This window comes from Methylocella silvestris BL2 (assembly GCF_000021745.1).
Taxonomy (GTDB): domain Bacteria; phylum Pseudomonadota; class Alphaproteobacteria; order Rhizobiales; family Beijerinckiaceae; genus Methylocapsa; species Methylocapsa silvestris.
Window position 1 is genome coordinate 2926003 of record NC_011666.1, and the last position, 14001, is coordinate 2940003.

The following is a 14001-nucleotide window of genomic DNA, read 5'->3' on the forward strand; positions in this document are numbered from 1 at the left end:
AGCCGTTCGGGCTCGGCGCCCTCCGCGCGGCGGTTCGTCGAGCCGGCGCGTTGAGGCCGCCGCTCAGGCCACGCCGAGCTCAAGGCAAAAGTCGATCAGCGCCCTTACCCTCAACGAGGGCTGATGGCGCGAGGGATAAAAGGCGTGAAGGGGGAACGTCTCGTCGGGCCAATCGGGAAACAGCTCGACCAGCGCGCCACTCTCGAGCAGCGCCTCGCTGCCGAGCGCCATCACCTGCGCAACGCCGACGCCGGCCGTGGCCGCCTGCAGCATGGTCCCGACGTCGCTCACCGTGAGCGGCCCTTCCACCTCGACCGGCACGATCTTGCGGCCTTTGCGAAACTCCCATGCGAAGGGCCGGCCGCTCGCCGGATCGCGATACTGAATGCAGCGGTGGCGGACGAGATCGCGCGGCTGCGCGGGCCGCCCGTTCCGCTCGATGTAGCGCGGCGAGGCCACCGTCAGAATGCGCGTGTCGAGCAGCTTGCGGGCGATCAGGCCGCCGGCGCGGGGTTCGCCGAAGCGGATTGCGAGGTCGAAGCCGCGCGCGACGAGATCGCCCGGCGCCTCGGTCGTGATGAGCTCAAGCGTCAAATCGGGATAGCGATCGAGAAACGCGCCGAGCCGCGGCGCCAGCGCGAGCCGCGAGAAGAACGGATCGACCTCGACGCGCAGCCGTCCGCGAACATTGGCGCGGGCCGCGCCAAGCTCCGCCGCCGCATCGGCCAATTGCAGGAGGAGGGGCGTCGCCTCGGCGTGAAAGCGGCGCCCGTCGTCGGTCAGCCGCAGAGCCCGCGTCGTCCGGTCGAGCAGGCGAACGCCGAGCCGCGCCTCTAGCCGCGCGATGGCGCGGCTGACGCCTGAGTCCGATAGCCCGAGTTTTTCCCCGGCGCGGACGAAGCTTCCCGTCTCCACCACCGCGATCAACACGCCGACGCCAGAGAGGAGGCGCGCGTCGAAGGTCATGGCTGCTCCTGATTTTTTTGTCATCTATAATCTGACAAGGCCGCAGTTAACGCATGAATGCGCCTGTGCGACAAGGAGCGCGTCAAAAGGAGACATCGATGTTCGCGATCACCGGTATTACAGGCCGTGTCGGAAGCGCCGTCGCGGAACGGCTGCTCGCGGAAGGCGTCCCCGTCCGGGCCGTGGCTCGCGACGCAGCCAAGGCCGAGCGCTGGAGAAGACGGGGATGCGACGTGGCGCTGGCGGAAATGTCCGACCGCAACGCCCTCGCGCGCGCCTTCGCGAACGCCGCGGGCGTTTTCATCCTGTTGCCGCCGCTGTTCGACCCGGCCCCTGGCTTTCCGGAAATGCGCTCCATTATCGCGGCCGTGCGCGGCGCATTGGAGGAGGCGCGGCCGGCTCGCGTCGTATGTCTTTCGACTGTCGGCGCGCAGGCGGCGCAGGAAAATCTCCTCAGCCAACTCGGATTGATGGAGCGGGAGCTCAGCGGCCTTGACCTGCCGGTCGCCTTCCTGCGCGCTGCCTGGTTCATGGAGAACGCCGCCTGGGACGTTGCGCCAGCGCGCGAGGAGGGCGTTCTGCGCAGTTTTTTGCAGCCGCTCGACCGCGCCATCCCGATGGTCGCAACCGCGGACATCGGCGCCCTCGCGGCCAAAGTGCTGCAAGGAGACTGGATCGGCCGGCGAGTCATCGAGCTGCAAGCGCCTGCGCTTGTGTCGCCAAACGATCTCGCCGCGGCGCTCGCCAAGCTGCTGGATCGGCCCGTCGTCGCCGAAGCCGCGCCACGATCGCAGTGGGAGGGCGTCTTTCGCGCGCAAGGCATGCACAACCCCGAGCCGCGCATGCGGATGCTGGACGGCTTCAACGAAGGCTGGATCGCCTTCGAGGGCGGCCCCCGCGTCGCATCCGTCAAGGGGCCGACGCCGCTGGAAACGGCGCTGCGCCCTCTGCTCTAACGTCATGAACGCCGGATCGCGCCGCGGCGGACGCGAGGGGCTTAGACCGGCACGACCCCGACGCTCGCGCGCGGGAATTTGGCGATGACGTCGGCCGGGATGTTCAGATGCGACGTCACCATTTGCGGCGGCGTGTGGGTCAACCAGTCCGACAGGCCGATGTCCTGATAGGAATCCGCGCGAAACACTTCGAGGAACACGAGGTCATTGGAGCCGACATTCTTGATGTAGTGGCCGAAGTTGCGCTTGATGTAGCCGATGTCGCCCGGATGAAAATTGGTCGTGACCGCCTTCGGCCCGGTGTCGAACACAGTCATCTGGCCGGCGCCCTTGATGTAATACTGCCACTCGTCGGCGTTCGGATGCCAATGCAATTCCCGCATGCCGCCGGGATGAACGGTGACGAGGGCGGCGGCGATTGTTTTCGAAACTTTGAAATTGTCGCTGTCGGCGATCTGCACCATTCCGCCCTTGGTCTGCTTGGCCACAGGGCCGCTTCCGAGCGAGAAGACGAACGGATTGGGCGGCAGGCCGGCGGAGCTCTTGACGGCGGCGAGGTCGGCCGCAAGCGAGCCGGGGAGTTCGCTTTGGAAGATGTAGGTGTCGGTCAGCGGGATCTTGCTGAAGGTCTCGGCCGGCACGCCAAAATTTAGAGCGAGGACGTCCGGCGGCGTGTGGGCGAACCACTCATTCAGCAACAGCGTGTCATATTCGGACTGCTTGCCGTCGTCGAAGCAAAGCAAAAACTGTGCGCCATCCGGGCCTAACCCCTGCAGGGAGTGCGGATAGCCGGCCGGAAAATACCACAGATCGCCTTCCTTCACATCGGCGACCGATGCGCGTCCCTGTGGGTCGAGCACGGTGACGCGGCATGAACCATAGGTCACGAAAGCCCATTCCGCCGCCTGATGCCAGTGCATCTCGCGGATCGCGCCCGCGGCGAGACGCATGTCGACGCCTGAGATCGTCGTCGAAATCGGAAAGCTTTCCTGCGTGACCTGGCGCGCCCAGCCGCCGTTCTGGATGCGCCGCTGCGCGTTGTTGAATGTCGCCCAGAACTCCGGCAGCGCGCCGACGTCCGTCGGCGGCGGATTGATCGAGGTCGGGAACTGACCCGACATGACGTCGTCATGCGGCCCCGGAATGGTCACGCTGGCCGGATTGCCTGTGGTGTTGATGACGCCCTGGGGCGGCTCGTCCGGGTTACCGAAAGAGGGGCCGGCGACTGCGGGGCCAATCCCCGCGACGCTCGCCGCCGCGCCGAGCGCCAGTATGTTACGCCGTGAAAGCTCGTCCATGTTCGTTTCTCCCATGCTGTCGTTTAGGGCGCGGCATGTTTCGCGGCGTCCTCGATCACCGCCGCCACTTCCTTCGGACGCGATTCATAGACCGAGTGGCTCGCGCCCTTGAGTTCGATGGTATGGCTCTTGGCGCGGGCATAGTACCATCGCTCAAGATCGGGATTGATAATTTTGTCGTCGTCGGCGACGATCCCCCAGCTTGGCTTCGTTTTCCACGCGGCGGCTGTCATTGGCGTCGTGAAAACCTGAGCCGCCGTCAGGATCTGCGAGCTCGCCTCAAAGTCGGCCTGCTCGCGCGGCAGATCGGCGGCGAAGTCCGCGTGGAAGTCAGCGCGATTGAGAAAAGTGTATCCGTCGGCCGTGTGCTGGATCGCGCCCTCCTGCCTCTGCGTGAAGCTGGGCATGCCCTTGCCGAGGGCGCCTTCATCTTCGCCGACGTCCGGCGCATGGGCGGCGACATAGACGAGGCCGACGACATTCGGATGCACGCCCGCTTCGGTAATGATCGAGCCGCCGTAGCTGTGGGCGACGAGGATTGTTGGACCGCTCTGCAGGTCGAGAACGCGCTTTGTCGCCGCAACATCGTCGGCAAGCGCAGTCAGCGGCTCCTGGACCATTGTGACATGGTATCCATCCCTGACAAGGATTTCGTAGACCGGCTTCCAGCCGGAGGCGTCGACCCAGGCCCCATGAACCAGCACGATATTCTTCGCAGGTTCGGCGAGGGCCGGGACCGAGACGCCGGCCAAAAGCAAAGCCGCGACCGCGGCGCGATGAAGATTACATCCGCTCTTAAGCATAATGGCTCCTTATGTCTTATTGTCTTCGGAAATGGGCTGCACGGGCGGGTTGACCTGACTGGCGCGTTGCGGCCGCCCCATAGAGCTGGAGCGGCCGAAGGATGTTGGCGTTCAGCAATGCTGAACGGCCGGTAGACAAGGCGTCGATTAAGGACGCTTCAATGCGCGTCGTCGCTGCTATAGCCATGCGTGCTGTCATAAATGCTCGAATGCGAACCAACCTCATTGGAGGGGCTGAGGGTCTTCGAGGACATAATCACCATTCGGGTGTTGCCGCCGGGGCCGGTGATTTCCCCGTAGTTGATCGAGGAGTTCGCGCTGCGAGCCGAAGCCCCGCCGGCAAGGGCCAGCGCGACGAACAGCGACGAGGCGTAGATCAGGCGTTTTTGCATCGGAATGCTCCATCGTGAAAGTTAATGCGCAAAGCCCCCTGGCTGTTGCGGCCTCCGCTCCAATTTTCGGAACAGATGACGATGTAACAATACAACTTCTGTAGATCGCGTCTTTCATACTTAGGTTTGCCGGCATATCGCGGGCGACGCCTTTTTCTCGTGGATGTTTGAGCGCGCAATCCGGAGCGCGCTCGCGGTTGGAGAGCTGGACCAGGGTGATTGTGGATTGGACGCGTCGACGATCACGATGGCGCGAAGCCGCGCAGCCGCTCCGGCCACCGACAGCCCGCTGGGGCAAGGCTTAGCGCCGATAGGCGCCTCGCCTTATTTTGTCATGTTGTCTTCGACGCAGGCGAGGAGGGCGTCGGCGTCGAACGGCTTTGCGAAAAAGCCGGCGGCGCCTTTGGCGATCGCCTCGGCGCGCGCGCCGTCTGTCGGGTGCGCCGTCATCAAAATGACCGGAAAGCGGCGCGCCATCGGGAGGAGACGCCCCTGAAGCTCAAGGCCGCTCATGCCCGGCATGTGAACGTCGGCGATGAGGCAGGCGGTCTCGTGAAGTTCGGTCGAGGCGAGAAAATCCTCGGCCGAGGCGAAGGTGCAAACGTCAAGCCCGATCGAGCGCAAGAGGCTCGCCGTCGCGGAGCGGACCTCGGCGTCGTCGTCGACGATTGAGATGGTTTGAGACGGCAACGCAAATCCACTGGTTGAGCGGAGCGGCCCCCGCGTTCAGCGACGTTACGGCAAGGCGCAGGGCCAATCATATTATACTGAAGTTTGAAAACGCGCCGCCGAGACGTCCCTGACGTTCAAAATCTCGGCCATTCGCACGAGATCGGCGAGCGATTGCGCGCCCATCTTCTTCATCATGGCGCCGCGGTGGATTTTTACGGTGATTTCGCTGAGATCAAGCCGCGCCGCCACCTGCTTGTTCATGAGGCCGGCGACGACGAGGCTCATCACTTCGCGCTCTCGGGCGGTCAGCGATTGATAGGCCCCGCGCAGCCCGGCCTCCTTCGCCTCGCTCGCGCGGCGCTGCCGGTCGCGCTCGATCGCCGCGGCCACGGCGGACAGCATGGCCTCGTCCTCGAAAGGCTTTGGCAGGAAGTCGATCGCCCCCGTCTTCATCGCCTGCACCGACATCGGAATATCGCCATAGCCGGTCATGACGATCACCGGAATCAGGACGCCAGCCTGCGCGAGTTCGGCCTGGAAATCGATCCCGCTCAACCCCTTTAGCCGAACGTCGAGCACGAGGCAGGACGGTCCGTCCGGCGCGCCCGCGGCGCGAAACGCTTCCGGCGCCTCGAACAGCGCCACGCCATAGCCGCTCGCGCGCAGCAGGCTGCCGAGCGCGCTTCTGACCTCGGCCTCGTCGTCGATCACGCAAACAATCGCCGGCTCCTGCGCATTCGCTTCGGCGCTGTCTATCATGCCGCGGCCTCCTCCAAAGGCAGAGTGAAGTGAAACGTCGCGCCGCCGTCGTCATTGTTCTCGGCCCAGATGCGGCCGCCATGCGCTTCGACGATCGAGCGGCAGATCGACAGCCCCATGCCCGTTCCGCTGGTCTTGGTGGTAAAGAAGGGCTCGAACACGGCGTCGGGGTTTTGCTCCTTGATCCCGTCGCCGCTGTCGCGCACGCTGATCCGCGCAAAGCCCGCTCCTTCGCGCTGCGTCGCGACGCAAAGATCGCGCCGGCGCGGATCGATCGCCGCCATCGCCTGCGCGCCATTCATCGCCAGATTGATGACGACCTGCTGGATCTGCACGCGATCGCCGAGGACCGGCGGCAGATCGGCGGCAAAACTCTGCCGCAGATTGATCGCGCCGGTCGCGAGTTCGCGCCGCATCAGCGCGACGGCCTCCTCGATCGCTTCGGCGAGGGGCAGCGGATTTTTGGGCGCGGCGCCTTTTTTCGTCAGCGCCTTCAGCCCCGCGACGACCTCGCTCGCGCGCCTTCCGTTCTCGACGATATGGTCGAGGCAATCGCGGACCTCCTGCGCGGCCGGGGCCTCGCGCGTCAGCCAGCGCCGGCCGGATTGAGCGTAGGTGGTGATCGCCGCCAGCGGCTGGTTGACCTCATGGGCGATCGAGGCCGCGAACTGGCCAAGCAGCGCCACCCGCGCAGCGTGGGCGAGTTCGGCCAGCATCTGGTCGAGCCGCGCCTGCGTCAAGTTGCGTTCGGTGAGGTCGATGGCGGTGACGATCATGCGCCTCCAGCCATCCTCCGGCGTGACGACGCAGACGCGCAGCAGAACGTCGATGGTTTTTCCCCGCAATGTGCAAAACTGCGTCTCCGCCTCGGCGATCGCCGCGCCATTGGAGAGCTGCGCCAGCAATTGGGCGAGCGTCTTCTCCGCCGCCGCGGTTGAAAAAAGCGACATGCTGCGTCCGATCAACGCCTCGCGCCCGGGCGCCTCGAAAAGCTTCACCGCCTCCGCATTGGCTTCCGTGATCTCTGCGGCCGCCGCCATCTGGCGCAGAATCGCGCGATGCGAGTCGAGATAGGCGCCGATGTCGCTGACGCCGGCTTTCTGCAGATCCTCGATGGCTGCGAGCCGCCCGGACCAATCCGCCTCCCATATGGCGAAGCCGGCGGCGCGGAAAATGGCGCCATAGCGCTCCTCGCTGCGGCGCCGCTCGGCCTCGGCTTGGCGCTCCGCCGTCAGATCGGCGCTCGTCTCGATGATCCCGGCGGGGCGGCCGTCCGAATCGTAGCGCGCGAGCCAGCGGCTGGCGAGCGCGATCCGCGTTCCATCGCGCCTGCGTCGCATGAGTTCGCCGGACCAGCGGCCCTCGGCGGCGAAGCTGTCCGCGACCTCCTCGGCCGGAAAATGCGTCTCGAGCATCTCATGGCAGAGTTTGCCGATCGCCTCCTTACGGGTCCAGCCATAGAGCCGCTCGGCGCCGTCGTTCCAGTAGAGGATGCGATTATCGGCGTCGCGGATGACCACCGTGTCGTGGGTGAGCTCCAGCATGCGCGCCTGCTCGGCCGCCGTCGACTCGGCCGACCAACTCCTGACCGCAAGCAAAGTGGTGATCGCCAGCGCCGTCAGGCTGACGCCGAGGCGGACATAGGCGCCATCGAAAGCTTCGCCCCAATGCGAAGAGGCGAAGGCGACGAGAACCAGAACGCAGCAGCCGGCCCCTGCCGCCAGGACGAAGCGCCGGTCGGCGACCCGGGCGACAAGCAGCACAACAGCCGTGTAGAGAACGGCGACGGCGCCGTCGAGCGGGCTCAAAACATCCGCCGCGAAGATCAGGGCCGCGGCCGCCGCAGCGGCGAGGATTTGCAGGCGACGCTGACTCGACCAGCGTTTTTGCCGGCGCGGCAGCGGCGCGTCGGCCCGGCGGCGCGAAACAGCGCCGGCGCGGCTGTCGTCGCGGCTTTCCGGGCGCAACTCCTGAGGCGAAGAGGCGGGTTCGAACATGAGCGTTTCAGCACCCTGCTCAAGGGGAAAGCGGCCATTCGCCCGGAGCCGCTCAAACCTCCGCGCCACAGGCTCAGGCGCCCCCCACGATCAGCTTGCTTACCTCAGCCGTCCTGCCTCGACAAGACGGCGCTTCCCGTCGGGGGGATGAGGAGATGCGCGCCAATCCCGCGCTTTGGTTTCCGATCGCCGGGCGGCGGCAGGCTCCGGGCGAGCCCGGGATTCGACAAAACGCAGATCAGGGAAACGCCGGCGGGATAGGCCTTTTGATGCTGGGAACAACGACAGTCCAAGGAGTCCGCGCGCTCGGCTCCTCATCTCTGTGAGGACCGACTTTTTGCAATTGAGAATTCTTCGCCGATCGGCAGCGGCGTGGACGGCCGAGGCCGTTCGAATGCGCATCGCCAGCCGGGAAGGCCCAGCGCCGCAGCCAAACCCAGCGTTCAGCATCGATCTTGACAACCGTTATCGGTGACGCGGTAATCTTGAGCTGATCATTCGCTTCGAGATAAAGCCTCCCTCAACGCCAGTCTAATTTTTCTGCATGTCTTCTTCTGTGGAAGACGTAACCTTGACAATTCGTCCCACATAAAGTGACGACGACCCTATTTGTCTGTATGCAGACATCGAGCACAAACAATCGATCGACGAGATGCCTTAATGGCGGTTTCGCCTGGCGGAGCGCGTCATGTCTAGGCTTTGGGAACGGATGCGTCGGCGATTTTTCGGGATTGCCGCGTTAGGGCGAAGGTTCCGCTATGACCGGGGCGGCGGCGTCGCGCTCATGATCGGACTCGCGCTCCCTGTCATCATCGGAATGATTGCGCTGGGAACGGAAATCTCTTTCCTGCTGTATAAGAAGTTTCAGATGCAATCGGTTGCGGACTCGGCTGCGCTTGGCGGCGCCGCGGCGCTTCAAAGCGGCCACCCCGCCCCCGGGATCGAAGCGCGCGGGATTTCGAGTTTCCTCGGCTTCGTCGATGGCGCCGCCGGCGTAACCGTCACGGTCAACAATCCGCCGGCGACCGGCTCCGCGGCGAATAATGCTTCCGCGGTCGAGGTGATCATCAGTCAGCCTCAGACGCTCAGCATGGTCAGCCTGTTCGTCAGCGGCCTCTTTACGGTTGGCGCGCGCGCCGTGGCGACGCGCGGCACGACCTCGTCCTGCGTATTGCAGCTCGGCAGCGGCGGCCAGTTCAGTATGAACAATGGCGCAGTGGCCAATCTCACCGCATGCGGGCTGGCTGTCGACTCGACGAGCGCGGCGGGGCTATCGTTGACCGGCGGCGCGCAGCTGAATGCGCTATCGGTGTCCGTCGTGGGCGGAGCCTCGCTCTCGAATGGCGCTGCGATCAATCCCTCCAGCGCGCTCAAAACCTCTCAGGCGAACGTGGCCGATCCCTACGCCGGCGTGACGATGCCTGCGATGAACTCCTCGTGCACGACCGGCAGCCCCACGACACAGGTTCAAGGATCGAACGCGACCATCAGTCCGGGCGTCTATTGCAATGGGATCTCATTCAATTATGGATCCGCCACGATGAATCCCGGCGTCTACTTTATCGACAAAGGCGTCTTCAACGTCGCCGGCGGCGAGACGCTGACAGCTACGAATGTCACGATTATTCTGACCAGCAAGACGACGAGCGGCTACGCCACGCTCAGCGTCAGCAACGGAGCGACCGTCAATCTCAGCGCGCCGACGAGCGGCGCAACGGCGGGTATTGTCTTTTTCGGTGATCGGAACGCGCCGAGCAGCAACACAAACATTGTCGCTGGGGGCACCGCGTTAACCGTGAATGGCGCGGTCTATTTTCCGTCCCAGAAACTGCAGTTTGAGAACGGCTCAAGCAACGCTTCAGCCTGCACGCAGCTTGTAGCCTCGACGATCACACTTACCGGCGGGTCGAAATTTCAGAACAATTGTCCCACTGGGGTCGTCGGGATTGGCGCAGCAAACAACGCTCTGGTCGAGTGAGGAATCGTCGCGGCGCCTCATCCAGGAAACGGCTAGTGTTGAAGCAAATCGCAAGCTGTCGCGCTCAGCGTGGCCGTATTGGCGCTTCCGAACGGCGTGGCGGTTCCGAGCCAAGGGATTATAAATTGGAAGGTATAAGTCGCGGCCACCTGCACGCCGCATGAAGGATATGTCACGGTGAACGCCGCCGGCAGGAGCGTGACGCCCCATGCCTGTGTGACCGCATAGCTCTGAATCTGGCTCGCGGAGCCGCAGAGCGTGGTGTTGATCGCAGCGCAACGCGCGGCGGTCTCTGTCGCCCAGCTGAGCGTCGTATTGGCCCAGAGCAATCGCCCCATATCCATGATTCCGATCAGGAACAGGAGGAGCACCGGCAAGATCAAGCCGAATTCGATGGCTGCGGAGCCTTGAGACGCAGAGGCGTCTTTCGATTTCAGGAACGTCATCGCTCAGTTCTGTCTGAACAGCGACGTGGCGGTTAACGTCGCCGGCAGCGGCAGCCCCAAATTGGGCAGAATGGTTTGATGCGCAAGCGCCGCGTTGATCTGAATATATTGTCCCGGCGCATAGCCGTTGGCGCATGTTGACGTGCAGGTCGTCGCCGTGATGCCAGTGGCTGCTGGACAGCCGCAGAATTGCGATGGCGCGGGCGTCGCGGTCAGGCCGGTTGCTCCGCTGGCGCTCACCACAGCGCTAGCGATACCGGAGGAGCTCCATCCGTTCTTGGCCGCATACATCATGCCTGCTTCGACGGCGGCGCTCACCTGCATCCCCTGATAAATGGCGAAACCGATCTCTGTGACTCCCGCGACCAGAATGAGCAAAAGCGGAGTCGCCAGCGCGAATTCCAGGGCCGCCGTGCCCGCTTCGCTCCGGCGCCAAAATTGATTTCGAGGGATGACCTGAAACGCGCGTGCGCAACCATGGCGTGTACGATAGATATGAAAATGTATTCGTTTTGGAACTACTACCATTGGAGTGCTTAAGCTCAGCAAAAGATAAATAATTCTAGGCTCTTGTTAAATAATATGCCAATTAATATTTAAAGATAACTCGCACTTATTAGTGTCATAATGTGATTAAGCAGCGCCGGGTTGGAGCGTCCGCTCGTCGGAATGTTTGAAATAGCGAAGGGGATCCCGATGCGCGGATTTTACAACAATATTGTTAGCTGGCTTTCTATCGACTCGGAACAGGGCGTCACCGCAATCGAATATGGGCTCATCGCCTCCTTGATCGCCATCGCGATCATTGTCGCCGTGACGCTGGTCGGCACCAACCTGTCCGGTTTGTTCACCTATGTCGCGGGCAAGGTGGTCGCCCCGTAGGTCTGGTCGGCGCGCGCCGAGCGACGCGCAAATTTGTTCCGCAGCGATCAGGTTTGAGCGTTCACAATCAGCGTTTGGCAATTTAGGCGAGGCTGTTCATGGAGAACCCGGCCGATGACGTCGTCCGAACCTTTGTCGGCTTGGCGCCCCATGAACACTGTGCGAGCGGAGCTAACATCTGGACGCGCGTCCGCGCTGTTCATCCGCCTTTGCGTCGTCGCCTGGTTCCTGGTTTTGGGCGCGGCGTCCTTTACCGGCGTCGCCAGGTTGATTGGGGACATCGCGAGCGGCCGGCCGAGCGAGGGCGCCTGGGCGGCTTTGATTTCGGAGGGGTGCATCGTCCTCTTCTACGCGATCATCTGCTGTATCATGTTGGTGCGGCCCGATCCGGTCAGCCGCGCCAACGGGCTCGGACCCGCGCTGCTGGCGCTGGCCGGCAGTTATGGCGCGTGGCTGATTCCTCTGCTTCCGCGCGGCCACGAGCTACCGTCGTTAAATGTGGCGTCAGCGGCGATTCTCATTTTCAGCGAATCGCTGATGATTTACACGCTCCTGTTCCTGGGCCGGTCGTTCAGCCTTACGCCCCAGGCGCGGAAGCTTGTCACCAACGGCCCCTACGCCATCGTCCGGCATCCGCTTTATTTGGTGGAGGAGGCCGCGATCGCCGGCATTCTGTTGCAATATGCCTGGTTCGCCGCGCTGCCGCTCCTGGCGGCCCATGTCGCCGTGCAGATTCGGCGCATGCAGATCGAGGAGAAGGTCCTGCTGAAGGCCTTTCCGGAATATACCGCATACGCGCGGCGCACGCCGCGCCTTATTCCCGGCGTGTGGTGACGCCGTCCGCGATGCCGTTGCACGAGGCGGCGATCGTTTCTCCAGCCAATAAAAAAAGGGGGATCAAACGCGCAACTTAGCATCAAGCGTAGCTCGCTATTTTAGGCTCGACTCCAGGTCTGGCGTCACCGCGATCGAATATGGCCTCATCGCCGCTTTGATCGCGCTCGCTATCATAGCGGCAGTGACGCTTGTTGGAACGAAGCTAAGCGCCGTCTTCGCCTATGTCGCGGGGAAGGTGGTCGCCCCTTAGTCGTTTGAGCGTCAACCCTGTCGCCAGGGTTCGGAAGGCGAAACAGCAATCGATCAGACCGCCTGTGAGATGCCAAGAAAATCGCGGCAAGACAGTTTATGAACCTTCCCTTCATCTACGCAATCCCTTGGACCGCAGCGCTTATCGTTCTTGTCGCTAGCGCGATAAGGGATGTGAAGGACCGGATCATTCCGAACGAATATGTTGTCGTCATCGCCGTGATTGGCGTCGCGCAATGCGTGGCGTTGAGACCCGGGCTTGCTTGGGTGAGTCTGCTGGTTGCCGCCGGAACGTTATTGGGGTTAGGCGTCCTCGCCCATTGGAATCTGATTGGCGGGGGCGACGTAAAACTGATCAGCGCCGTGACGCTGCTCGTCCCGCCCAATCAGGCGCCCGTGCTCCTGATCGGGATCGCGTTGGCTGGCGGCGTTCTGAGCTGCATCTATCTCGCGGCGCATTATGGGTTCAGAAGAACAAAGCTGTCGCAGGCTGGCGAGGCAGACTTTGTTCCGCCGATGAGCGGTTTTGCCCGACTGGTAAAGGCGGAGCACGCCCGGATCGCCGCAGGCGATTCGTTGCCATATGCGCTGGCCATCCTGGGCGGCGTAACTGGTTACATGGCAAGAGAGTTCATTTAATGCTGTTCCGCAAACTCTTGATCGTCTTAGGCGCCGTCTTCGTCATTGCAGGCGTCGGGCTCTGCATCGCGTGGGTGGGCCAGCTGAGAAATCGGGAGATCGAAGTCGCAAGCCCGGCCGCCGCCCCGGCCGCAAGCGAACAGGCGATCTTGTCGGCGACGCGCGCCATTCCCGCCGGCGAGTTGCTGCGAAGCGATGACATCGGCTGGAAAAACGTCGGAGCCGCAGGGGTTCAAGCCGGAAATCTCTTGCGGGGCCAGGTGGCGGAGACGGAATTCTTCGGCGCCATTACCCGGCGCGATTTCGCTGCTGGCGAAGGGCTGATCGCCAGCGACCTGGTCAAACCCAATGATCGGCGATTTCTGGCCGCCGTGCTCAAGCCCGGACGCCGCGCCCTGTCCGTCTCCGTCGATGCGGCGCAGAGCGCCGCAGGCCTGGTCTTGCCAGGAGACTACGTCGACGTGATCTTAACGCAGGACTTCGGCGATAAAATCGATATCGGCCGCAGGACGGTCAGCGAGACCGTCCTTTGGAATGTCCGAGTCATCGCCGTTGATCAATCGCTCGACGCGCAGACGAGCACCGTCGCCGAGCACACGGCGCTTGGCGCCGAATCGCATATCCCGAAGACGGTCACGCTCGAAATGTTTGAGCGTCAAGCCGAGACGCTTCTCGTCGCCGCGCAGCTCGGCAAGTTTCAGCTCGCTGTGCGGCCGCTCGTGGGCTCCGGCGACGTCAAGATTGAAGACCAACATATTGCAAAACCGCTTTGGGCGTCCGACGTCTCGCCCGCTCTCAAGCGATTTGCGGCGGCGCCGCCGCCCTTGGCAAGGACCGAGCCGCCGCAGCCCCCGCCCGCGCCATTGCCTTGCGAAAAATCTGCGGCCGGCCCGCTCGAATGTTCAGTCCGGCGCCCTCCGCCCGCGCTGTCACGCTATCATCCGCCCGCTGCTGCGCCCGGTGGAATTCCGCAGTCGCCGTCCGAGGCGCCGCCCAGGGAGGCGCACAATGAGTAGGGATCTCGCATCATGACCTCAACTCGTTCAGGGACGCCAAATGCGAAGATCTTCGTGTCCGATCATGATTCCGAGGGCGTCATCCGCCAATCCCTCAATGATCTCGGCGTC

General features: G+C 63.4%; 15 protein-coding genes and 1 pseudogene. 7 read left to right on the forward strand and 9 right to left on the reverse strand.

All coding sequences use genetic code 11. The features are described from left to right. Positions 1 to 63: 63 nt before the first annotated feature. The gene (locus MSIL_RS13620) at positions 64 to 966 is read right to left on the reverse strand and encodes a LysR family transcriptional regulator (RefSeq protein ID WP_012591667.1); all 903 of its coding nucleotides are present in this window, start codon (positions 964 to 966) and stop codon (positions 64 to 66) included. 98 nt (positions 967 to 1064) lie between these two features. Here MSIL_RS13620 and MSIL_RS13625 point away from each other — a divergent pair, with 98 nt between their 5' ends. Continuing rightward, positions 1065 to 1922: an NAD(P)H-binding protein gene (locus MSIL_RS13625; RefSeq protein ID WP_012591668.1), complete on the forward strand. Its 858-nt coding sequence runs from the start codon at positions 1065 to 1067 to the stop codon at positions 1920 to 1922. 41 nt (positions 1923 to 1963) lie between these two features. On the opposite strand, the gene MSIL_RS13630 is transcribed toward MSIL_RS13625, so the two are convergent. The 6 genes from MSIL_RS13630 to MSIL_RS13655 all read right to left on the reverse strand — a co-directional run bounded on the left by MSIL_RS13630 (position 1964) and on the right by MSIL_RS13655 (position 7843). Next, a complete protein-coding gene (locus MSIL_RS13630; protein WP_012591669.1) occupies positions 1964 to 3220 on the reverse strand; it encodes a cupin domain-containing protein in 1257 nt (418 codons plus the stop codon). Positions 3221 to 3243: 23 nt separating this feature from the next. After that, positions 3244 to 4023: an alpha/beta hydrolase gene (locus tag MSIL_RS13635; RefSeq protein WP_012591670.1), complete on the reverse strand. Its 780-nt coding sequence runs from the start codon at positions 4021 to 4023 to the stop codon at positions 3244 to 3246. A 158-nt stretch (positions 4024 to 4181) separates the two neighbouring features. Beyond that, positions 4182 to 4415: a hypothetical protein gene (locus MSIL_RS13640; protein WP_012591671.1), complete on the reverse strand. Its 234-nt coding sequence runs from the start codon at positions 4413 to 4415 to the stop codon at positions 4182 to 4184. Between the two features lie 324 nt (positions 4416 to 4739). Beyond that, positions 4740 to 5105 (reverse strand): response regulator transcription factor, encoded by a 366-nt coding sequence (locus tag MSIL_RS13645; protein WP_012591672.1) that lies wholly within the window; start codon positions 5103 to 5105, stop codon positions 4740 to 4742. A 72-nt stretch (positions 5106 to 5177) separates the two neighbouring features. Continuing rightward, positions 5178 to 5846 (reverse strand): response regulator transcription factor, encoded by a 669-nt coding sequence (locus MSIL_RS13650; RefSeq protein ID WP_012591673.1) that lies wholly within the window; start codon positions 5844 to 5846, stop codon positions 5178 to 5180. Beyond that, the gene (locus MSIL_RS13655; RefSeq protein ID WP_012591674.1) at positions 5843 to 7843 is read right to left on the reverse strand and encodes a PAS domain-containing sensor histidine kinase; all 2001 of its coding nucleotides are present in this window, start codon (positions 7841 to 7843) and stop codon (positions 5843 to 5845) included. Before MSIL_RS13655 ends, MSIL_RS13650 begins: the two co-directional genes overlap by 4 nt. A 709-nt stretch (positions 7844 to 8552) precedes the next feature. On the opposite strand from MSIL_RS13655, the gene MSIL_RS13665 reads away from it, so the two are divergent. Continuing rightward, positions 8553 to 9821: a pilus assembly protein TadG-related protein gene (locus MSIL_RS13665; protein WP_041368051.1), complete on the forward strand. Its 1269-nt coding sequence runs from the start codon at positions 8553 to 8555 to the stop codon at positions 9819 to 9821. Between the two features lie 32 nt (positions 9822 to 9853). On the opposite strand, the gene MSIL_RS13670 is transcribed toward MSIL_RS13665, so the two are convergent. Together MSIL_RS13670 and MSIL_RS13675 are read right to left on the reverse strand one after the other, a co-directional pair. After that, a complete protein-coding gene (locus tag MSIL_RS13670) occupies positions 9854 to 10267 on the reverse strand; it encodes a TadE/TadG family type IV pilus assembly protein (RefSeq protein ID WP_012591676.1) in 414 nt (137 codons plus the stop codon). A 3-nt stretch (positions 10268 to 10270) separates the two neighbouring features. After that, a complete protein-coding gene (locus MSIL_RS13675) occupies positions 10271 to 10795 on the reverse strand; it encodes a TadE/TadG family type IV pilus assembly protein (protein WP_012591677.1) in 525 nt (174 codons plus the stop codon). A 168-nt stretch (positions 10796 to 10963) separates the two neighbouring features. On the opposite strand from MSIL_RS13675, the gene MSIL_RS13680 reads away from it, so the two are divergent. From MSIL_RS13680 to cpaB, 5 genes and pseudogenes are all read left to right on the forward strand, one after another. Further along, positions 10964 to 11149, forward strand: coding sequence for a Flp family type IVb pilin (locus MSIL_RS13680; RefSeq protein ID WP_012591678.1), 186 nt, complete (start codon positions 10964 to 10966; stop codon positions 11147 to 11149). Between the two features lie 150 nt (positions 11150 to 11299). Further along, on the forward strand, positions 11300 to 11983 hold the full coding sequence (locus tag MSIL_RS13685; protein ID WP_012591679.1) for a methyltransferase family protein: 684 nt from the start codon (positions 11300 to 11302) through the stop codon (positions 11981 to 11983). Positions 11984 to 12107: 124 nt separating this feature from the next. After that, positions 12108 to 12236 (forward strand): annotated as a pseudogene (locus MSIL_RS20825) (Flp family type IVb pilin); the annotation flags it as partial. 98 nt (positions 12237 to 12334) lie between these two features. Continuing rightward, positions 12335 to 12874: an A24 family peptidase gene (locus MSIL_RS13690; protein WP_012591680.1), complete on the forward strand. Its 540-nt coding sequence runs from the start codon at positions 12335 to 12337 to the stop codon at positions 12872 to 12874. After that, entirely contained in the window at positions 12874 to 13890 is a 1017-nt protein-coding gene (cpaB, locus tag MSIL_RS13695) for a Flp pilus assembly protein CpaB (protein ID WP_012591681.1), read from the forward strand. The genes MSIL_RS13690 and cpaB overlap by 1 nt, the downstream gene beginning before the upstream one ends. Positions 13891 to 14001: the final 111 nt, after the last annotated feature.